Consider the following 21,426-nt stretch of genomic DNA (forward strand, 5'->3'; position numbering starts at 1 on the left):
GGAAACAGGGAGGATGTCATGAAGGATGGTGGCTATCCGGCGCGTCGGCGCAGGTTATTCGCAGCGACCTATGCTGCAACATGGCTCGCGCTGACGGCGGTGCCCCTTCCGCTCTTACATGCCCAAACCGTTGAAGACGGCGCGCCGCCGATGCAGGACATCATCGTCACCGGTTCGCGCATTCAAGCAGTCTCCGGTGCAAGCTTGCCATCCCCGACGACTATACTTGATTCCTCGACGACGAGGTCGCTCGGTATCGCGAACGTCGGTGACGCACTGTTGCAATTGCCATCGCTACTCAACAGTGCAGCTCCTGGGCAGACGGTCGCCCTAAGCCCCCAAAATATCGGTTCGCGGATTGCAAATCTCCGCGGCCTAGGAGCAGAGCGAACCTTGATCTTGGTGGATGGGCGTCGCTTTGCGCCCAGCACGGCAAATGGCACAGTGGATATGGCGCTGATCCCGAGCGCCATTGTCAATCGTTCCGACATCGTGACGGGTGGCGCTTCTGCCGCCTATGGCTCGGATGCCGTGGCAGGCGTGATCAACCTTGTAACGGACACCCGCCTCGAGGGACTGCGCGCCCAAACGCAATCAGGTGTTGCACAACAGGGAGATAACGGAACGGTGCAGGCCTCTCTGGCAGGCGGCACAGGCTTTGCTAGCGGCCGGGGACACATCGTCCTTGCGGGAGAATATGAGAAGAACAAGGGGCAGGGTGACTACTATTCGCGCCAATGGTCGCGTCGTGAAACCTGTCAGTTGGGGAATTTCGTAGATCCTTCCCAGCCCGCCAATTTGATTGTGGACAACTGTCGAACGGGATTTCTTACCGGGCCAGGGCTTATCGATGGCGGTCCCTTTGCAGACCAGCAGTTCAGTGCCGATGGCGGGTCGTTGGTTCCGTTCGTCCCGGGCCAGTATCGCGGCTTCTTCCAGTCAGGGGGCACGGGCAAGGGTGAAAATGCCTTCTTTCGCGGCCCGGTCATGGTGCCGGCTTACGAGCGCTACAGTCTCTACGGATATACCGATTTTGAGGTTAGCCCGGCCTTCAAGCCCTTCGTGAACGTCTCGTACGGGTCCGTGCTAGGGAAGAATGTCGGCGCGCAGGGTCGCTTCAGCCGCTTCACCGGGGGCGGTCTTGTGCTGACAGGCGAAAACCCCTTCGTGCCGGAGGTGATCCGCAATGCCATTGGCCCAACCGGCACGATCTCGGTCGGCAAGGCCATGAATGATCTCGGGAATGCGCTCGGCAGCTCCAAAACATCCACTTTGCGGGCAGTGGCCGGCGTGACCGGCGAATTGGGAGCGCAGTGGCACTATGAGGCTTATTATCAGCAAGGTCGGACAGACTATGCACAGCGTCTGTCGAATAATCTGATACCCGCTCGTCTACGCCAAGCCATCGACGCGATCGAAGGGCCTGGCGGCGCCATTGTCTGCCGGGATCAAAGCAATGGGTGTCAGCCATTCAACCCACTCGGTATAGGTAATTTCACGCCCGGTGCTGCGACCTTCGTTACCGGCACTGCGGCGCTGGATACCAAGATCAAGCAGGACGTCGTCAGCGCCAACATCAGTGGCGAACTCGCGCCTCTTCCCGGTGGCCCCCTCGCCGTGGCCGCCGGTGCAGAGTATCGCCGGGATTCACTCGTGACGGTCGCCGATCCGATCTCGCAGGCCAATGGCTTCTACACCTTTAATGCTGCCAATATCTCTGGCGCGTTCGACGTGACCGAGGGGTATTTCGAGGTCAATGCGCCGCTGCTCGCCGATGTCCCGTTCGCAAAGTCCTTTGCGCTCAATGGGGCTGTCAGGCGTACCGATTATTCCACGTCGGGCGCAGTCACAACATGGAAAGTCGGCGGCGTCTGGGAGCCGTCTGACTTCTTGCGCTTTCGCGTCACTCGCTCTCAGGATATCCGAGCTCCCAACATCTCGGAACTTTTCTCACCGCTTGTAAGTGGGCAGGTCTCCGTTGTGGATCCCCAGACCAACGCGCAGGTGCTCGTCCCCCTGCTGACCGGCGGCAATCAGAGCCTGCGGCCCGAAACCGCTAACACGACCACCGTCGGCGTGGTCATCACGCCGCTTCGGAACAGCGCTGACACGCTGACTTTGTCAGTCGATTATTACGACATCAAGGTGACCGATGTAATCACCTCAACTGGCGCGACGAATATCCTGCAGCTTTGCCAGGCAGGTTCCGCGTCCGATTGCGGGCGCGTGACGCGAAACGGTGCGGGTGCCATCACGCTGATCACGGACACGCAGGCGAACCTCAATGGCCTCTCGACGCGAGGTGTGGATTTCGAGCTCAACTATCGCCGTCAGATCGGCAGTGGGTCGCTGAGCTTCCGTGGCCTTGCGACCTATGTCGACCGGCTGGTGACGTTCTACAATGCAACCGGAACCAGTGTCGATCTTGCTGGGCAGACTGGTAATTCCAACTTCGGGGCGGGGCCGGGCGTCCCGCATTTCCAGGCGACATCTTATCTCACCTGGAAGAGTGCTGGCGGCACGAGCATTACGGTGCAGAACCGCTACATCGGCAAAGGGCGTTACGATGTCCTGCAGGTGGGTCCGGATGAAGCCGGTTATCAGGAAGCCATCAGTGGACCGCCTGCCCGGAACAATAGCAATAACGATAACAGCGTCTCGTCACGCCTGTATACCAATCTGTCCATTTCCCAGACGATTCCTGCTTTCGAGCGCGGGTCCATTGAGGTCTACGCTGTGGTGAACAACCTTTTCGACCGGGATCCGCCGATTGCGCCTGGTGCCTCTTCCGCCACGAACGGCATTTTGTTTGACCAGATCGGCCGGACGTTCCTTGCCGGCGTTCGCTTGAAATACTGAGCAGGATCGGCGCTGTGCGCGAAGACGTGGGAGGCAGGTTATGAAACTTATAGCACTTTTGGCGATCGGCCTGATCGCTGTGATGAGCCCTGGGGCCACATTGGCGCAGGAGGCCGCGCCTCACGAGATGACTCGGCAGAGATTCGAAGAGTATCTCCGGCTCTTCAATGCGGGGGATGAGCGCTTTGCTCAATTCTATGCCAATGATGTTGTCTTCCATCACGCGCCGATGTTCGGGGTGTTGAAGGGGCGCCAGGCGATCGTCGACTTCTACAAGAACATTCGCTTGCAGGTCAGCGAGGAGGTGACGCCCCATGTGGTGGTGGTGGACAATCGGCAGGGGCTGATGGCGGCCGAGCTCAGCACGCGGCTCGTCGCCCTCAGGGATGGCGTGGCAATGCCGTCCGGTAATCTCAAAAGAGGCGACATGATCATCACCGAAGGGACGGTTTATTACACGCTGGAAAACGGGCTTATATCCACCATCAGGGGGAGCCGGTCGGGCGCGCAGAAAGTTCCGGCTGGCTCCGCTGCGCGCTGAGGAGGTTCAGCAGGGTCGAAAAACAACTCTTAACACGGCACGAGGAGAGGCCATGCCTGGCATTGAACATCAGCAGTCGGCAGCAGGCTCGGTAGGGCGCCGGACCTTCTTGAAGGGAAGTGCCTCCTCGGTGGCAGGGACGCTGCTCTTGGCCGGAACAGCGTGGGGAAAAGGCGCGCAGCGTTCCTTCGGGCCGGTCGTGGAGACTACTCATGGCGCCATCCGCGGCTTTCTGTCAGAGGGGATCCACAGCTTTCGCGGGGTTCCCTACGGTGCCTCGACGGCGGGCCGAAACCGTTTTCGCCCGCCGGAAACTCCGCGGGCATGGCATGGCGTGCTCAACGCATTGGGTTGGGGCGCCACCGCCCCGCAAGGCGATTCGACCACCGATCGCAGCTTCGCCGACAACCCTTATGCGCTGGCTGAAGGTGATGTGGGTCTGCAGACCTACGAGAGCGAGGACTGTCTGGTTCTCAATGTCTGGACACCGTCTGTAAACGACGACGCCGGTCGACCGGTCATGTTGTGGCTGCATGGCGGCGGCTTCTGGTCAGGCTCCGCATCGACCGCCGTCCACGATGGTGAAAGGCTCTCGCGCTTCGGTGACGTGGTGGTCGTGAGTTGCAACCATCGGCTGAACGTCCTGGGGTTTACGTCTGTCGATGCCGCTGGCTTCGAAGGCTCCGGCAATGCCGGTATGCTCGACATCCTCCTGGTTCTTCAGTGGATACAAAGCAACATCAGTCGCTTTGGCGGCGATCCGAAGAACGTGACGATCTTCGGCTATTCGGGGGGGGGCCAGAAAGTGTCGGCTCTCATGGCAATGCCGCAGGCACGCGGCCTCTTCCACAAGGCCATCGTCCAGAGCGGGCAAACGCCAGCCCTGCTTACCGCAGAGCAAGGCGAGGATGTGACGCACCGGCTTTGTGCCGCGCTCGCTGTCGGGCCCGGCGACACGGCCGCGCTACAGGCGCTGCCCGTCGACAGGCTGCTTTCGGCGTATCGCGCTGTGATCGCGCAACCGCCGAGCCAGCTTTGGGGCTTTCCGTCCCGCTTCTCGCCGGTCGTGGATGGTCAGGTCATCGCGGGACAGCCGCTGGAGCCCTCGGTGCTGGCACTCTCCGCGCACGTGCCGCTGATGATTGGCAGCGCACGGCAGGAAATGGCGGCGGTCACCCTGAGCGGCAATCCGCAGGCGCATCATATGCGCTTCGAGGACCTTCCGACGCGACTGGCCGGTTATGTTGGCAAGGATCCGACCGCTGTCATAGCAGGATACCGCGACATCTATCCTGCGATGTCCCCGTGGGACCTCTATGCGATCATGACGGCCGACATCCCGACGCGGATCAACTCGATCAGAATAGCGCAACGACGGAACGCTGCGCGGGCTGCGCCTGTCTTCATGTACCGGGTCGATTGGCAGACGCCGGGTTTCAACGGGCAGATGAAGGCTCCGCATGGTCTCGAAGTGCCCTTGGTCTTCCGCAATGTGCAGGAAGGATCTGGCGTCAACGGGGGCGGCGAGGATGCAGAGGCATTGTCCGAGCGATTGAGTTCGGCTTGGGTCGCCTTCGCACGAAGCGGTGCGCCGAGCACCCCGACCCTCGAATGGCCGGCCTATGAGCGGACGCGCAGAGCCACGATGCTCTTCGATCGCGAATGCCGCATCGCGGATGATCCGGACGGTGAAGCACGCCGGCTGCTGGATCAGCTTCGTATCGGACAGGCATTGTGACGAGTGCCACCTCGAATCTGTTGATAAGCCGCAAAGGGAGAGCGCGAATGAACGTGAATGTGGGGCGCAGGGTCATGGTTGCGATACTGGTGGCGAGCGGTTTCGGCATTGCTCTGGGCGGCACAGCTACATTCGCCCAACCCTCCGAAGAGGTGAAGACCTATCGTATGCAAATGTTCGATCCGCCGCTTCGGATGCTCGCGAACCGCACGCTGGCCGAGATGTTCAACACCGCGCCGGTCGGCGCCAGCCCGAACGTCCTCGCGTTGCGTCAGCGGCAGCGCCCGCTCGACTTCACCTACGAGTTCAACAAACAGCGCCGGAATGCATCAGATATCGTCGAGCGGACGCAGACCGACGCATTGCTGATCATGAAGAACGGTGAGATAGTCTACGAAGGATACTACAATCAATCCAGCGAAGCGACGCTCTTCAATTCCTACTCGGTTGCGAAATCCTTCAACGCGATCATGGTCGGCCTCGCGCTGCGTGAGGGAAAAATCGCATCGCTGACCACACCGATCATCACCTACATCCCGGAATTGAAGGGATCCGGATATGAAGGAACGACCGTGCGCGATCTTCTGGAGATGCGGTCGGGCGTGGATTGGGTCGATAACTTCATGACGCCCGGCAACCTGGCTTACGATGCCCATGTGGCGTCGTGGGTTCAGGAAAACGCACGTTACACGGATGCAGCGGCGCTGACCAAGCCTGCCCACAAGCCGGGGACCCATTTCGTTTACAACAGCATGGATGCAGCGCTTGTCGGGCTGGTGGTCGAGCGCGCGGTCGGGATGCCGGTTAGTCGCTATCTCAGCGAGCGCCTGTGGAAGCCCGGCGGCATGGAGGCTGATGGCTTCTATGTCATCGATGGACCTGCTGGCGTGGGTCGCGAATTCACAGCGGGCGGGTTCAACGCGCGGTTGAGGGACTACGGGCGGATCGGACAGCTCATGTTGAACGAAGGCTCGCTCAACGGAAAGCAGCTGATTCCTGCCGACTATGTGCGAACGCTCCGCCAGAGCATCACTGTCGATACGGGTGAGGGCCTGGGCTATGGCTACTTCTGGTGGACCCAACCGGGCACGCAGGCCTTTTCAGCCATCGGTGGAGAGGGCCAGTTCATCTATGTCGATCCGGAACATAAGACGGTGGTCGTAAAACTCAGCCACGGCCCGGTGGGGCCGGATGCCGTTCCAGTGATGGCCGAGACGATGGAGTTTCTGACAGCCGCTGCACGGTGGAACCCGAAATGAGGCAGGCTGGCCGGGCTGTCGCCCAGTCTGGCGATAGCCCGACCCGAACGCGCGGCTAGCCCTCTACGACATGGGGGGCGATCGCGACGATTTTCTTGGCGATCGAGCGGAGCCCCGCATCCATGGTCGTCAGGTCCGCAGACGAAAGATTCTCCATCCACTGTTCATAGAATTCGTCGCGTTCACCGCGAATGGCGGACCGTACGCGTTCACCTTCGGCGGTCAGCATGACAACGCGGCTCTTGAGGTTCTTCGGATTGCGGTAGCGCTGGACGAAGCCACGTTTTTCAAGCGACCGAAGGGCGCGACTAACCTCGGCCGGGTCAACCAGAGAACGTTGCGCAATTTGGGTGGCATTGCAGGGCTGAAGCTCCACGATCTGGGCCATGGCTCGCCACTCGGCCAAGGACAGGCTTGCCATTTGCTTGACATGATGAGCCGTGATGCGATCCACCAGCTTGGCGACCAGCAGCACGAGGTAAGGGATGTTCCACGCCCCGGCTGTGCTCCACTGCTGCTCCAATATGGCCATCATCCGTTCGACTTCTCGGGAGTCCGGGTATATCGCGGGTTCCTGCCTTATGCGTTGCTCTGAAACAGTTCCGTTGGGCGGGCAGTTTTTCATGGACTAGCGCCTAGCATGGCTCTTCCTATGTGGGAATGAACACGTGCAAATGGGATGGAATCTCGACAGCCGCCTAATCTGGCGGCGGCCTCGTCGGTGCCATCCAAAGGGTGACGGGGCCCTTCGATATACCGGCTACTGTTTGCCGCGCTGCTGGAAGGGATGGGCTTTTGAGAGGCTTAAGTCGGCAAGCGCAAAGGTGCCTGAATGATGGAAGATCAGTCCGATGACTGCGCGCTACTCCTGATCGATCCACTGATGCCTGCGGTTGACGGAACCCGCTGGGTTCGCGAAGCGAAATAATGCGGCCGCGCCTGCCTTGCTTGATCATTTTGGCTATACGGAAGTTGAGGTATCGCGCCTGATTGAAGCGATCAACAAAGCGATCAATGCCGTGGAACTGATAGCTGCTTTGGCGATAATGTTGCAACCCATCGACCCTTATCGATGGTTGAATAGAAGATTGATGCGCCTGTTTTGGTGGCCAGCGCCCACCGCGTTGGTTTGCATGCAGCTTCTCAAGGTTCTTGACGGCGGGGCAGAGTGGCAAGCACAATTAAAGTGGAGGCCCTAATCCCGCCCCTTCGTGCATAAGCAATGTCACGACTTATTGATCTCCCTTAGAATAATGTATGAGTTGAATCAGGTCGAAGTAATCAGCTTGTTCCTCGGGGACTGCCGAACCCGTTTTACGCACTAGCCAAGGCTGTCATCCCCATCAATGCCGCGCTGGCCGACGTTTTGGCGCAGGAGGCGTCGCTCCAGTCAGCTTGGATCAGGGCTCGCTTTGCGCGTCCGATACGCCCTGAATAATCTTCTCCAGAATGTGGCTGGCGACATCCATTTCTTCCATGGTGAGGCCGGCGAAGGCTTTCCCTCGAAACCGGGAGAGTGCGGGCTGCACCTGCGCGACAACATCGAGTCCGGCCGGCGTGATCTCGATGTAGCGGGATCTCTTGTCGTTGGGGTTATCGATGCGCCGGATGAGGCCGTCCTCCTCAAGGGAGTTCAGCGTCCTGATTAGCGGCGGCCACTGAATGGCGAGGCGTGCCGAAAGGTCAGATGTCGTGACCGGGGGCGGGGCGACGCTGAGCACGAACAAGGTTTGCCACCGCGAGCGCGACTGCCCTGTTGTCGGCATCATCCGGCTTTCGACATATGTCCCCCAGCGCCGTGCTGCCAGCGACAATAAGCGGGTCAGTTCGAACTCCATCTCATCACGCGAATCTCCCGAAGAATAGCCGCGATGATGCGAGGGCTGGCCGTCCGATGGATCGGAACGATCGAATTTTTCAGGCGCCATTCCGTTTCCTTGCCTCTCTATGCCCCGGAAAGGGCAACCTCCAATTAGCGGTCGGCCACCTTCTGTAAAAGGTGCCCGTGGATCGCCTCACGACCCGGCTCAATCGTTTTGACTTTTTATGTACCCTGATACACAAAGGCATCGAGAGCCGACCGAGAAGCTCGAGGGACAGGAGATCTGGAAGATGCGAACGACCATCCATGTGCGCGCAGGCGCGAGCGTGCTGGCGATCATGAGCTTGATCGCGATGACGGCCGCTCAACCGGCCAGTGCTCAGGACGAAGCTGAAGGCTCATCCGCTGGTGCGCCGGAGCAGGCCATCGTGGTCACCGGTACGCGCCTTGGCGGCGGCTTCAACGCTCCCACGCCTGTAACCAGCATCGGCTCCGAGCGCCTCGAAGCCCTCGGCATCAACAATGTCGGTGAAGCGCTCAATCAGTTGCCGAGTTTTCGCGCCTCGAGCGGGCCGGCGGCACAGGCCAATCTTGGCGGATACATCGGCGCCCGGTTGCTCGACCTGCGTGGTCTTGAACCCCAGCGTACCCTCGTCCTGGTGGACGGCAAGCGCTTCGTGCCCAGCACGGTTCAAGGATCGGTCGACACCAACCTGATTCCGTCGTCCCTGCTGAAGACGGTGGACGTGGTCACGGGCGGCGCATCGGCGGCCTATGGGTCTGATGCGGTTGCCGGCGTGGTGAACTTCATCCTTGATCGCCGGAAAACCGGGCTCGACGGAGAATTTTCTGCCGGCGTGTCGCAGCGTGGCGACGATGGCAATCTGTTCGCCAGCCTCTCCGGCGGCATGAGCCTGGGCGAGCGGGTTCACGTGATCGCGGCCGTTGAATACGAGAAGCTTGAGGGTCTGGGCGACTGCACTACGCGCAACTGGTGCAATAGCCAGACCTTGATCCTCGGCAATACGCCGGGTGCCGGTGGCCAGCCTGCCAATCTTATCGTGCCGGGCGTCAACACCTCCACCATGTCGCCTGGCGGGCTTATCAACCGGTCGTACAATGCGGCCGGTGTGGTGATCGGCACAACCGCGAGCGATCCCTTGCGTGGTACGAAATTCCTGGCAGATGGCACGCCCGGGCGCTTCCAGTATGGCACGCTTGTCGGGCCGCTGTTCATGCTTGGTGGCGAGGGGCAGGGGCGCAACGCCTTTGTGTCGAGCTTGCGCCTTAAAGTGCCGCTGGAGCATGTGTCCACTTACGGTGCCTTGACCGCAGATCTGAGCGACGATGTGACGCTGAGCGCCGATGTCTCCTATGGGCGAGTCAAGGGCACGGTCGAAGGTGCCATTTTCCGCGATTTCAACGCGTCTGGTCTGGGTCGCATCAAGCGCGATAACCCCTTTATTCCGCAGTCTGTCCAGGCAGCGATGGACGCCAATGGCGTAGCCTCGTTCATTCTGGGCAAAGCGTCCTTCGATCTGGGCCCGGGTGTCGCGACGTCCACAACCGAAACCTATCGTGGGGTGCTGGGTCTCGAAGCGCGACTGAGCGATCGATGGACTCTGAATGGCTTTTATCAATATGGCCGCACCAACTTCACCCAGCGCGCGACGAACCTCGTCAATCTTGCCAAGCTGGGCCGGGCGGTTGATGCGGTTCAGTCCGGTGGAAACGCCGTTTGCCGCGTGAACGCAGATGCAAGCACGACAAACGACGATCCCGCTTGCGTTGCTTTCAATCCCTTTGGCGAGGGCCAGTATAGTGCAGCCGCCGCTGCGTATGTCACCGACGATGGCTTCCAGCGCACCGTGAACGACCAGCATGTCGTTGGACTCGACGTGCGCGGCGAACTGTTTGATTTGCCTGCAGGCCCGGTGAGCGTCGCGGTGGGCGGGGAATATCGCCGTGACAAGGTGGACGGCGCGGCTGATCCGGTTTCAGCAGCGAACGGCTTTTATGCATTGAACGGGTCCGCGTTGAGCGGTGCCGTCACGGTCAAGGAAGTGTTCGGCGAAATCGCGGTGCCTGTTCTTCGGGATAGCGCGCTCGGGTCCGCGCTGGACCTCAATGGCGCGATCCGGCGCACGGACTACAGCACGACGGGCGCGGTGACGACCTGGAAGGCTGGATTCGTCTATGAGCCGATCGATGGCCTGCGCCTGCGGGGCACGCGCTCGCGAGACATTCGCGCGCCCAACATCTTCGAACTGTTCGGGCCGCAGACGCAGCGCTCAATCGGTCTTTCTGATCCGCTGAACAATGGCCTGCAAACCAATCCGTTCGTCCTTACCGGCTCCAATCCCGATCTTTCGGTCGAGACGGCGGACAGCTGGACGGGCGGCGTGGTTATTACGCCTCGCGGTGGCGCGTTGCAGCGCATGAAATTGTCTGTCGACTATTATAATATCAAGGTTGCCGGGGCAATCGGGGCGCTTGGCGCACAGACGCTGGTCAACCGGTGCGCGGAGGGTGCCACGACCTTCTGCAACCAGATCACGCGGGATGCGAACAATCAGATCCTCCAGGTGAGGGACGTCATCCTCAACTCGAATGCGTTGAAAACCAGCGGCTTCGACATCGAGCTGCAATATCGTCAACCGCTCGGCGGTTGGGGCGATCTCAACGCGCAGCTCATTGCCAATGTGACGCAGGAGCTCACCACCGTCGACTCACTCGGCGCGGTGGATCGCGCGGGGCAGACCGGCGTGCGCACCGGCACGATCCCTGGCGTGCCGGATTATGTGCTGGATGGCGTTGTCACGCTGACGGCCGGCAAGGTCCAGCTGACGGGACACGGCCGCTACATCCCTTCCGGCATCTACTGGACGAACTTCATCGGACCCGATCAGGACGGCTACTCGATCACCTTGCCCAACAGCGTGGATAACAATCGGGTGCCGGCGCGCTTCTATCTCGACCTCACGGCGCGCGTGAATGTCGACGCTGGCATTGGCAGGACGTTCCAGCTGTTCGCCACGGTAAACAACGTGTTCGATCGTGATCCGCCGTCGTTGCCGGGGTCGTCCGGTGGCACCAATCAGATCCTTTTCGATCCGGTTGGCCGGGCGTTTAAGGTCGGCGCGCGGTTCCACTTCGGCGGGTGATGCACCCTTGCGGAGGTGATCTTCACCTCCGCCAATCTCGCCCCAGCGAGGCGATCAAATTGATAGCTTTTAGCATCTTTAAAATGGTGAGAGTTCGAACGTCGGTATCACTACGCCTTGAAAATTTAAACCTAAAGCCGGACCGGTCCGAGGAGTTCGATGTGGTGCAGTATAGTTGGCTCGACTAATCCGGGGCCTCTTGCGGCAGCGAGTACACGCCGGGTGGACGGCCGACGCGGGTCGGTCACTGCGAAGAGGAGCCCATTTCAGGCGGCGTCGCTGGTTTGACAGAGGGTGCAGAGGGTTTCGGCAAGCTCGTGTCCCAAAAGCGGCTTTTCGCGCTTAGATGGACGGAGCGGGCATCCGGGTGTCTGCAGACTTCGCCCTGAAATTAGGGCTTGACCACACCTTACCAGCATCAGCCCCCCATTTAACACCTCGCGCAATTCTCAAGGTTTACATTGGGTTCACCCCACAAAAACGGGCCTCAGTTACCGGAATGCCTCCTCAGGAAAACCGAGCCATCAGTAGACGGTTGGCAGGCGCCTAGGTGGCTTGAGCATTCCAAGGTCGTGGCCATATCCGCAGGTGAGGTGAAGTCGAGTTGCTAGTGGCCTCAGTCGGGGAAAGGGCTCACTCCTGCGAGATCTTCTCAACAGCAGTGTCAGACACATCTGGATCGCGTCTTGTGCGTGGACGCTCCATTGTGCCTGAAACCCGGTCGCCGAGCATCCTGCAGGCCACATAGAAGATTGGCGCAAAGATGAGGCCGAGCAGGGTCAGGCCGATCATCCCGTAGAAGACGGCTGTTCCCAGCGCTTGGCGCAATTCCGCACCGGCGCCTGTGGCAAAAGCGAGGGGGACCACGCCGGCGATGAATGCGAAAGAGGTCATGAGGATCGGACGCAGGCGGATGCGCGCGGCGATGATCGCGGCTTCCCGGCAGGACAGGCCCTCATCCTCGGCCTGGCGTGCAAATTCCACGATCAGAATTGCGTTTTTCGCCGCAAGGCCAATCAGCACCACCATGCCGATCTGCGTGAGAATATTATTGTCCTCGCCTCGCAGGTTCACGCCCAGAATGGCGGAGAGCAGGCAGAGCGGTATGATCATGATGATCGCGAGCGGCAGCGTCAGGCTCTCATAAAATGCCGCCAGCGCGATGAACACGAAGATGATCGCCAGCCCGAAGGCAAGTTCACCGCTGCCTCCCGCAACACGCTGCTGATAGGCCAAGTCCGTCCACTCGAAGCCAAAGCCCGCGGGGAGGCGCTGAGCGGCGATCCGTTCCATCGCTTCCATCGCCTCGCCGGAGGAATAGCCCGGCGCTGCCTCGCCCTGAATATCGGCCGATGGATAGAGATTGTAGCGCTGAACGCGATACGGCCCGGTCGAGGGCGTGAGCTTAGCGACCGCGTCGAGCGGGACCATCGTGCCGGACGCCGAGCGCGTTTTTATCTGCCCCAGCAGGTCCGCATTCTCCCGATAGGCCGGGTCCGCTTGCGCAATCACCTGGAAGCTATGGCCAAGCAGGGTAATGTTGTTGACGTAGGAGCCCGCCATGTAGGTCTGGAGCGCGGCATAAACATCCTGGCTTTCCACACCGAGCATCTCGGCCTTATCGCGGTCCACCTCCACCGCGATGCGCGGGCTGCGCATATTGAAATTAGTGAAGCTCTGGGAAATGGCGGGCTCTTCAGCGGCCGCCGCGGCGAGATCGCGTGTCACAGCATCGAGCGCCGCGTAGCCGTGCCCGCCACGGTCCTCCACCATGAGGCGGAAGCCGCCCGCCGTGCCAAGGCCGCGCACCGGTGGCGGCATGATGAGACGAATGTCCGCCTCGGTCATGCTCGAGAAGCGCTTGCGCAGGTCGGCGACGATGACGTCCGCGGTCAGTCCCTTGGGCAACCGCTCGCTGAACGGCTCCATGATGGCATAAAGCTGTCCGGCGCTGGACTGGACGGACATGCCCATCGCATCCACGCCCGCATAGACGGAGGCTGCCTGAACGCCCGGTGTCTCCAGCATGACATCGATGGCCTGCCGCACGACGGCATCGGTGCGTGCGAGGCTGGCGCCGGTCGGCAGATTGATCGCGACGACGGCGAGGCTCTGATCCTGCTGAGGCACGAAACCGCGCGGCGTGTCATAGAGCCGCCAACCGGTGAGCAACAGCAAGCCGATATAAAGGATGAAGACGAGGCCCATCATACGCAGCAAGCGCCGTGTGAGCCTGCCATAGCTTTGACCGAAGCGGTCAAACATCATCGTAAAGCGCTCGCCGCTCCGGTGCAGCCAACGCATGATGGCGGTGCGCGGCGGGACACTGTCATGCTGGCGCAGTAGCAGCGCGCACAGGGCGGGCGAGAGGGTAAGCGACACGATGAGCGAGATGACGGTTGCGGCGGTCACCGTCAGTGCGAACTGCTTGTAGAATTGCCCCGTGACGCCACCCATGAAGGCGGTCGGCACGAACACGGCCACCAGCACCAGCGCGATGCCGATGAGCGCGCCACCCACCTCATTCATAGTCCGATACGCCGCCTCGCGCGGGGAAACGCCTGCGCGAATATGGCGCTCGGCATTTTCCACCACGACGATGGCATCATCCACCACGATTCCGATGGAAAGAACCAGCCCGAACAGCGAGAGGTTGTTGAGCGAGAAGCCCGCCGCCGCCATGACAGCGAAGGTGCCGACTAGCGAGATGGGTATGGCCAACAACGGGATGATGGCGGTGCGCCAGCTTTGCAGGAACAATATGACGACGATCACAACGAGAATGACCGCCTCGACCATCGTGTCGCGTAACTTGTTCACGGAATCGCTGATATATTGGCTGGGGTTGAATACGATCCGGTAGGAAACGCCGGGCGGGAAACTCTTGGCGAGTTCCTTCATCGTCTCGCGAACGGCGGTGGCCGTCTGGAGTGCATTGCCGCCCGATGCCTGCGAAACACTTAGGGGATAGGCTTCTCCCTGATCGAGATAGGCGTTGATCGAATAGGTCTGTGCGCCCAGCTCCACCCGCGCAATGTCGCCGATGCGGGTGACGCGCCCTTGCGCATCGCGTTTGACAATGATTTGCTCGAACTCTTTGGGCTGGTTGAGCTTGCTCTGAACATTCAGATTATATTGGGTAGGGCCGGGATTCTGGCTCATTTGCGCGCCGCCAACCGTTCCCGCCGCAAGCTGGATATTGTTGCCGCGCAGCGCCGCCAATATCTCTTGCACGGTCAGGTCGCGCGCGGCTGCCTTGTCCGGGTCGATCCAGATGCGCATGGCATAATCACGTGAAGCGAATGTTCCGACATCGCCCACGCCGGGCAGGCGGAGCAGCCGTTCGCGTACCTGCATGGTTGCGTAGTTGGCGAGATATTCGCGATCGATACTGGGTGAAGTCGACAGCATGTGGACGATCATCAGTGTGTCGTTCTGCGCCTTGCGCACCGTCACGCCGAGATTTTGCACTTCCTGCGGCAGCTGGGGCAGCGCGGTCTGCACGCGGTTCTGCACCTGCACCTGCGCCAAATCAGGATCGGTGCCGATCTGGAAGCTGATGTTGATCGTCACGCGGCCATCCGCAATCGCGGTCGAACTCACATACAGCGTGTTGTCCACGCCATTGATCTGTTGCTCCAGTGGGGCTGCAACGGTGTCCGCCATAACCTCGGCAGAGGCGCCGGGATAGACCGCGGTGACGCTGACCACCGGCGGCGAGATTTTTGGATATTGGTCGACCGGCAAGCGCCAATAGCTAATGATGCCGACGAGCAGAATGAACAGCGACAAGGCGCAAGCAAAGATGGGTCGCGCGATGAAGAAATGCGAGAAGCTCATACGCGCGTTGGCGGCGCTCACTTGGTCGCTCCCGGTGCGGGCCGCTCAGGTTCGATCTTGCCTAGCTTGGCGACGACCTTCTGCCCCACTCGCGCGCGCTGCATGCCGGCGATGACGACCTGCTCGCCGGGCGCGAGGCCGCTGCGGATCACCCGCAGGCCGTCCGCTATATTGCCCAGCTCCACAATGCGCTGGGCAATCAGACCATCCTTGCCGACGACGAATACGGTCGGACGGGTCTGATCGACAATGATCGCCTTCTCTGGAACAAGCAGTGCAGGGGTAGGCGCGCCCAAAGTCCAGCGCATCCTTCCAAACATGCCGGGCGTGAGCAAGCCGGTGGGGTTCTGTACGAGCGCTTGTCCGCGGATGGTGCCGGAGCTTCGATCGAGCGCATTGTCCAGCATCTCGATCTGACCGGCCCAATTGAACTCGGTTTCATCCTCAAGGCGGATCCGCACGACAGCGCCACTCTCACGAGCCCGGCGGAATTGAAGGAAAGCACGCTCCGGCGCATCGAACACAAAGCGCATGGGGTTCTGTGTCATGATGGTGGTGAGCAAGGTCTGCTCGGCCGAGACCAGATTGCCTGCTGCAAGCCTGCGATAGGATGCCCGCCCGCTTGCTGGCGCCGTGATGCGCGTGAACGAGAGATCCAGCGATGCGGCCTGAGCGACGGCGCGGGCGTTGGCCAGCTCAGCGGCCGCCTGCTCCCAATCAGCAAGGCGGGTATCGACCAGGGACTGGCTGATGAAGCCATCGCCGATCAGGGCCGTCGCGCGCTTATAATCAGCCGAGGTTCTGGCGAGCGCCGCTTGCGCACGGGCGACGCCGGCGCGGGCTTGCGCCAGTCTTGCGGCGAAGGGCCGTTGATCGAGTGTGAAGAGCAATTGTCCGCGCGTGACGGACTGCCCGTCCTTGAAGTGGACCGATTGCAGCAAGCCAGAGACTCGCGGACGCACATCGATGGCGTCCACCGCTTCAAAACGTCCTGCATAATCGACCCAATCGGCCACATTGCGGCTGAAGGGTTTTGCGATAATGACTTGCGGTGTAGGCGGCGGCGGTGGCGCTTTTTCCGAGCAGGCAGCCAAAGCGGGAAGGGCAAAAGCGATTAGAAAAGTGCGCTGGTTGCGGGTTAACTGCGAGATAGCAATCCTGCGGCAATGCCATTCCTCAGGTCGCGCTACCGCGCTGTGGCTCCCCCTCATTCGTCCATCCCCCCGCGCAGACTGCAAAAATTTTGTTTTCCGGCGCTTATATCCGTTCGTCCTAGCAGCACCTCATAGTAGACGAAAGCAACTATTGGCCTGCGAATGAGCGCCCTGCAACTTCTCGATCTGAGGGCTTTTCTGACGGTTGTGCTGGCGAGCACGTCCTGCATCAGATCTTTCACCTCACCTACGGGCACGCGCCTAGCGAAATAACGGTGCCAGGCGCGGTTGCGCAGCGCGACGCGCTCATCCTCCAAAATGGGCTCGCACCTTTCCTGCACCTACGCTATCTCCGCCAGAGGTCAGATCTCACTGTCTCCAAAGAGCGCAAAGGCGGCCAACCCCTCATGTTGAGCGTGCATCAGAAGCATCGGTCAGCACTGTGTCGGTGTCTCGGCCAATGGTAATAAGGCGCTGGGCAGGGGAACTGGCACCTCATTGACGTGATATGTTTGCGCGTCCTGCCCGTCGGAATGAAGAGGCCCGAACGACTGCTATTGCTTGGAGCAGACGTCCGTTACGCCGGATCTGAACGACCAGGTTTGGTCGAAGGCCGTCATTGCTCTTGATGCCTCTCGAACGTCCGCTTTCGCCTGATCAGCGCCATAAGCGGACAGTCCAGATTGTCCGAGCAGCCGACGTGAGGCAGCGTTAGACCCGTTTTGAGGCAGCCTTAACTGGTCTCGACAACCGGACAGGATGCTGGTGGGCGATGACGGGCTCGAACCGCCGACATTCTCGGTGTAAACGAGACGCTCTACCAACTGAGCTAATCGCCCCAGCAGCATCGTGACGGTTCGTCCGTCACAGGCGCCCCTTATCGGTCGCTATGGGGGCGGGTCAAGCTGTGCTTCAACGCTACGGCGCCAGAAGCCCGCCCCTGCGGCGCACCTTGTCGACCCATTGCAGGGCCGCCTCCGCCGTCTCGTCGGTCAGGTCGATGAATACCCGCCGCCCGTCGGTGGGGTCGGCAAGGCGGACCAGGATTTTGCGCTCGGTCAGCTGCGTGATCCAGCGCAGCGCCGTCGTCGGCGGAACGGCAGCGGCGATGCAGAGGCTCGAAACCGAAACGCGCTGGCCGGCAAGGCGGGCCGCCAGCAGGTCCAACAGCATGTCCCAGGCGGGATCGGCGAACAGGTCCGCGGGCAGAAACTCGTCGCGGAGCCGCCGTGCCCGGATGAGGGCGCGGATCTCCGCGGCACTGGCGCGGCTTTCGATCGGCGACCGCTCCGCCATGGCCGGCTGGGCTGGGACCGCTGCGGCCTGAGGCTTTTGCGTGGAGGGCGGCGGGGAAAGCGCCTGTCCGCTTTGCGATGTCGAACCCGCTAGCGACGAGGCAGGCTTGGCGCTGCCGGACAGTCGCTCGAGCGTCTGGGCGAGCCGGCGGACTTCCTCGCTCAGTCTCTCCAGCCGAACGCCCTCCCCATCCCCGGCGATATCGCGCATCGTCGCAGGTCCGGACGTCATTGGGCGCAGCCCGGCTGAGACGAGCATCGTGACGATGTCCGCAAGGCTGGGATCGCACAAGACCTCGGCCTCGACGCCTTCGAGAAGCGCAAAAGCGCGCTCGAGGGAAGCCAGATCGACGAGCACACAGACCCGGCGCCCCTTCAGCATGACTTGTGGCACCAACGGATGCTCCAGCCAGTCGTGGGCCTCCTCACCCCTTAGATCGAGCAGCAGCAGGTCGGGCACGGTCGAGACCGCCGACCAAAGAAGGGCTGTCAGGCTTGTCGACCCGATGCATTGCAGTCCCGCGCGCTCTGCAGCCCGCGCCAAAAAGTCACCTGCCGGGCGATCCCCTCCCACCAGGACCGTGGGCTGCTCCAACGCTTCGCACAGCATCTGGTCGAGCCGGGGCGCAAAGCTTGCATCATAACGCGGGTTGTCATCGAAGCCTGTTAACATTTGGAGCCTCAATTGCTTGATCTGGCACCAATATGCGCCATTCGATTAACCTTTTGAACCAGTTTTGTTCCATTTTGGATGAATTGGCTTCCCCGCCACCAATCCAGTCCCATCCTCATCCAATCGGGGTGCTATGTCCGCGCCTTAATTGCCCCGGCCCGCACTCGCGCTCCCGTTGACAGGTCGCATTGAACCGTTATGGCCCAACCGATCAAAACACCCTGCGCTGCGACCGCACTGAACGGCTAGAACCATGCGGAGTGCCAGCCACTGATATTTTTCGAGGAGACCCGCTGATGACCGCGATCGGACAGGATACGCTTGGCACGCGCGACACGCTGGATGTCGGTGGCAAGCGCTATGGCTATTACTCGCTGGCGAAGGCCGCCGCGAAGCTCGGCGATTGCTCGCGCCTCCCCTTCTCGATGAAGGTGCTGCTGGAGAACATGCTCCGCTTCGAGGATGGCGTCACCGTCACCACCAACGATGCGCAGGCGGTCATCGACTGGCTCAAGAACCCCACGGCCTCCAGCAACGAGATCCAGTATCGCCCCGCGCGCGTGCTGATGCAGGATTTCACCGGCGTGCCCTGCGTGGTCGACCTCGCCGCGATGCGCGACGCGATGAACGCGCTCGGCGCGGACGCCAGCAAGATCAACCCGCAGGTGCCCGTCCACCTCGTCATCGATCACTCGGTGATGGTCGACGAGTTCGGCACGCCCAAGGCGTTCGAGGACAATGTCGCGCTGGAATATCAGCGCAATGCCGAGCGCTATGACTTCCTGAAATGGGGCTCCAAGAGCCTCGACAACTTCAAGGTCGTTCCTCCCGGCACCGGCATCTGCCACCAAGTCAATCTGGAGCATGTCGCGCAGGCCGTGTGGACCTCGGTCGACGCCAATGGCGAAACAGTCGCCTATCCGGACACCTGCGTCGGCACAGACAGCCACACGACGATGATCAACGGCCTTGGCGTGCTCGGCTGGGGCGTCGGCGGCATCGAGGCCGAAGCGGCGATGCTCGGCCAGCCGGTTTCCATGCTCATCCCTGAGGTCGTTGGCTTCAAGCTGACCGGCACGTTGGCCGAGGGCATCACCGCCACCGACCTCGTGCTCACGGTTACGCAGATGCTGCGCGCCAAGGGCGTCGTGGGCCGCTTCGTGGAGTTCTATGGCCCCGGCGTTTCGGCGCTCAGCCTCGCCGACCGTGCGACCATCGCCAACATGGCGCCGGAATATGGCGCGACCTGCGGCTTCTTCCCGATCGACGGCAAGACGCTCGATTACATGCGCCTCACCGGCCGTGACGAAGACCAGATCGCGCTGGTCGAGGCCTATGCCAAGGTGCAGGGCTTCTGGCTCGACCCCGAAGCTGCCGACCCCATCTTCACCGACACGCTGGAGCTGGACATGGGCTCGGTCGTGCCCAGCCTCGCCGGCCCCAAGCGCCCGCAGGACAAGGTGATCCTTACGCAGGTGGACGAGGTCTTCAACGCCGACCTCGCCAAGGTCTACAAGAAGGATGCCGCCGTGCGCGTGCCCGTCGAGGGCGCGGCGCATGACATTGGTGACGGCGACGTTGTGATCGCCGCGATCACCAGCTGCACCAACACCTCCAACCCGAGCGTCCTCGTCGCCGCCGGTCTGGTCGCCAAGAAGGCCACCGAAAAGGGCCTCAAGCCCAAGCCGTGGGTGAAGACCAGCCTCGCCCCCGGCTCGCAGGTGGTCACCGATTATCTCGAGAAGGCGGGCCTCCAGACCTATCTGGACGCCGTCGGCTTCAATCTCGTCGGTTATGGCTGCACGACCTGCATCGGCAACAGCGGCCCGCTCGCCGATCCGATCAGCAAGGCGATCAACGGCAACGACATCGTCGCCGCCTCGGTCCTTTCGGGCAACCGCAACTTCGAAGGGCGCGTGAGCCCGGATGTGCGCGCCAACTTCCTCGCCTCCCCGCCCCTCGTGGTTGCCTATGCGCTCAAGGGCACGGTCACGACCGATTTCGTCGAGACGCCGATCGGCCAGGGCAGCGATGGCACGGATGTCTATCTCAAGGACATCTGGCCCTCGAACGAGGAAGTCCGCTCGGTAATGGAAGGCGCGCTCACCCGCGACATGTTCCAGAGCCGCTATGCCGCCGTCTTCACCGGTGATGAGCGCTGGCAGGCGATCGACGTGACCGGCTCGGACACCTATGCGTGGCGCGCCGGCAGCACCTATGTCGCCAACCCGCCCTATTTCGAGGGCATGGAGATGACGCCCGCGCCGGTCGCAGACATCATCGACGCCAAGCCGCTCGCCATCTTCGGCGATTCGATCACCACCGACCACATCTCTCCGGCCGGCTCGATCAAGGCGGCCAGCCCGGCCGGCCAGTGGCTGCAGGAACGGCAGGTCGCCCCTGCCGACTTCAACAGCTACGGCTCGCGTCGCGGCCATCATGAAGTGATGATGCGCGGCACCTTCGCCAACATCCGCATCAAGAACCTGATGCTGGACGGCGTGGAAGGCGGCATGACCAGCTATGCCGGCGAAGTAATGCCGATCTATGACGCAGCCATGAAGCATGAGGCCGACGGCACGCCGCTCGTCGTCATCGCCGGCAAGGAATATGGCACCGGCTCCTCGCGCGACTGGGCGGCCAAGGGTACGCGCCTGCTCGGCGTGCGTGCGGTCGTGGCCGAGAGCTTCGAGCGTATCCACCGCTCCAACCTCGTCGGCATGGGCGTACTGCCGCTGCAATTCCCCGAGGGCACGAACCGCGAGACGCTGGGCCTCACGGGCGACGAGAGCTTCACCATCCGCAACGTCGCCGGCCTTAAGCCGCGCCAGACCGTGACGGTGGAAGCGCGTCGCGCGGACGGCACCAGCTTCACCTTCGAGGCGCTGTGCCGCATCGATACGGTGAACGAGCTGGATTACTTCCTCAACGGCGGCATCCTGCCCTACGTGCTGCGCAAGCTGGCGGCCTGAGACGCAGATCGCCGGGCACGCTGACCCGGTCGACAATCCATATGGAGGGGCGATGGACGATAGTCTGTCGCCCCTTCATCATGTCCGGGCGGCGGCGGTAGACCGCCCT

General features: G+C 61.5%; 12 protein-coding genes and 1 tRNA gene. 7 read left to right on the forward strand and 6 right to left on the reverse strand.

Features of this window, described 5'->3' with window-relative positions; all coding sequences use genetic code 11:
* Nucleotides 1-18: 18 nt before the first annotated feature.
* From M2333_RS13590 to M2333_RS13605, 4 genes are read left to right on the forward strand one after another with little or no spacing between them, the layout of a single operon-like run.
* Nucleotides 19-2,859, forward strand: coding sequence for a TonB-dependent receptor domain-containing protein (locus M2333_RS13590; protein ID WP_264612131.1), 2,841 nt, complete (start codon nt 19-21; stop codon nt 2,857-2,859).
* 40 nt (nt 2,860-2,899) lie between these two features.
* On the forward strand, nt 2,900-3,400 hold the full coding sequence (locus tag M2333_RS13595; protein WP_264612132.1) for a nuclear transport factor 2 family protein: 501 nt from the start codon (nt 2,900-2,902) through the stop codon (nt 3,398-3,400).
* Between the two features lie 52 nt (nt 3,401-3,452).
* On the forward strand, nt 3,453-5,138 hold the full coding sequence (locus tag M2333_RS13600; RefSeq protein ID WP_264612133.1) for a carboxylesterase/lipase family protein: 1,686 nt from the start codon (nt 3,453-3,455) through the stop codon (nt 5,136-5,138).
* Nucleotides 5,139-5,185: 47 nt separating this feature from the next.
* Nucleotides 5,186-6,397: a serine hydrolase domain-containing protein gene (locus tag M2333_RS13605; protein ID WP_264612134.1), complete on the forward strand. Its 1,212-nt coding sequence runs from the start codon at nt 5,186-5,188 to the stop codon at nt 6,395-6,397.
* Nucleotides 6,398-6,452: 55 nt separating this feature from the next.
* On the opposite strand, the gene M2333_RS13610 is transcribed toward M2333_RS13605, so the two are convergent.
* Nucleotides 6,453-6,932 carry a MarR family winged helix-turn-helix transcriptional regulator gene (locus tag M2333_RS13610; RefSeq protein ID WP_264612135.1) on the reverse strand — a complete coding sequence of 160 codons (480 nt, stop codon included), beginning with the start codon at nt 6,930-6,932 and terminating at the stop codon, nt 6,453-6,455.
* 409 nt (nt 6,933-7,341) lie between these two features.
* Between M2333_RS13610 and M2333_RS13615 the strand changes: the two genes are divergently transcribed.
* Entirely contained in the window at nt 7,342-7,596 is a 255-nt protein-coding gene (locus tag M2333_RS13615) for a hypothetical protein (RefSeq protein ID WP_264612136.1), read from the forward strand.
* A gap of 201 nt (nt 7,597-7,797) precedes the next feature.
* On the opposite strand, the gene M2333_RS13620 is transcribed toward M2333_RS13615, so the two are convergent.
* The gene (locus M2333_RS13620; RefSeq protein ID WP_264612137.1) at nt 7,798-8,325 is read right to left on the reverse strand and encodes a MarR family winged helix-turn-helix transcriptional regulator; all 528 of its coding nucleotides are present in this window, start codon (nt 8,323-8,325) and stop codon (nt 7,798-7,800) included.
* A 184-nt stretch (nt 8,326-8,509) separates the two neighbouring features.
* On the opposite strand from M2333_RS13620, the gene M2333_RS13625 reads away from it, so the two are divergent.
* Nucleotides 8,510-11,383: a TonB-dependent receptor domain-containing protein gene (locus tag M2333_RS13625; RefSeq protein ID WP_264612138.1), complete on the forward strand. Its 2,874-nt coding sequence runs from the start codon at nt 8,510-8,512 to the stop codon at nt 11,381-11,383.
* A gap of 633 nt (nt 11,384-12,016) precedes the next feature.
* Here M2333_RS13625 and M2333_RS13630 read toward each other — a convergent pair.
* The 4 genes from M2333_RS13630 to M2333_RS13645 all read right to left on the reverse strand — a co-directional run bounded on the left by M2333_RS13630 (nt 12,017) and on the right by M2333_RS13645 (nt 18,345).
* Nucleotides 12,017-15,244 carry an efflux RND transporter permease subunit gene (locus tag M2333_RS13630; RefSeq protein WP_264612139.1) on the reverse strand — a complete coding sequence of 1,076 codons (3,228 nt, stop codon included), beginning with the start codon at nt 15,242-15,244 and terminating at the stop codon, nt 12,017-12,019.
* Nucleotides 15,241-16,434 carry an efflux RND transporter periplasmic adaptor subunit gene (locus M2333_RS13635; protein ID WP_264612140.1) on the reverse strand — a complete coding sequence of 398 codons (1,194 nt, stop codon included), beginning with the start codon at nt 16,432-16,434 and terminating at the stop codon, nt 15,241-15,243. The genes M2333_RS13630 and M2333_RS13635 overlap by 4 nt, the downstream gene beginning before the upstream one ends.
* Before the next feature lie 706 nt (nt 16,435-17,140).
* A tRNA-Val gene (locus M2333_RS13640) sits at nt 17,141-17,216 on the reverse strand.
* Nucleotides 17,217-17,295: 79 nt separating this feature from the next.
* Nucleotides 17,296-18,345: a MarR family transcriptional regulator gene (locus M2333_RS13645; RefSeq protein WP_264612141.1), complete on the reverse strand. Its 1,050-nt coding sequence runs from the start codon at nt 18,343-18,345 to the stop codon at nt 17,296-17,298.
* A 296-nt stretch (nt 18,346-18,641) separates the two neighbouring features.
* On the opposite strand from M2333_RS13645, the gene acnA reads away from it, so the two are divergent.
* Nucleotides 18,642-21,317 carry an aconitate hydratase AcnA gene (acnA, locus tag M2333_RS13650; protein WP_264612142.1) on the forward strand — a complete coding sequence of 892 codons (2,676 nt, stop codon included), beginning with the start codon at nt 18,642-18,644 and terminating at the stop codon, nt 21,315-21,317.
* The last annotated feature ends 109 nt before the right edge of the window (nt 21,318-21,426 follow it).

This window comes from Sphingobium sp. B11D3B, from assembly GCF_025961735.1.
GTDB lineage: Bacteria > Pseudomonadota > Alphaproteobacteria > Sphingomonadales > Sphingomonadaceae > Sphingobium.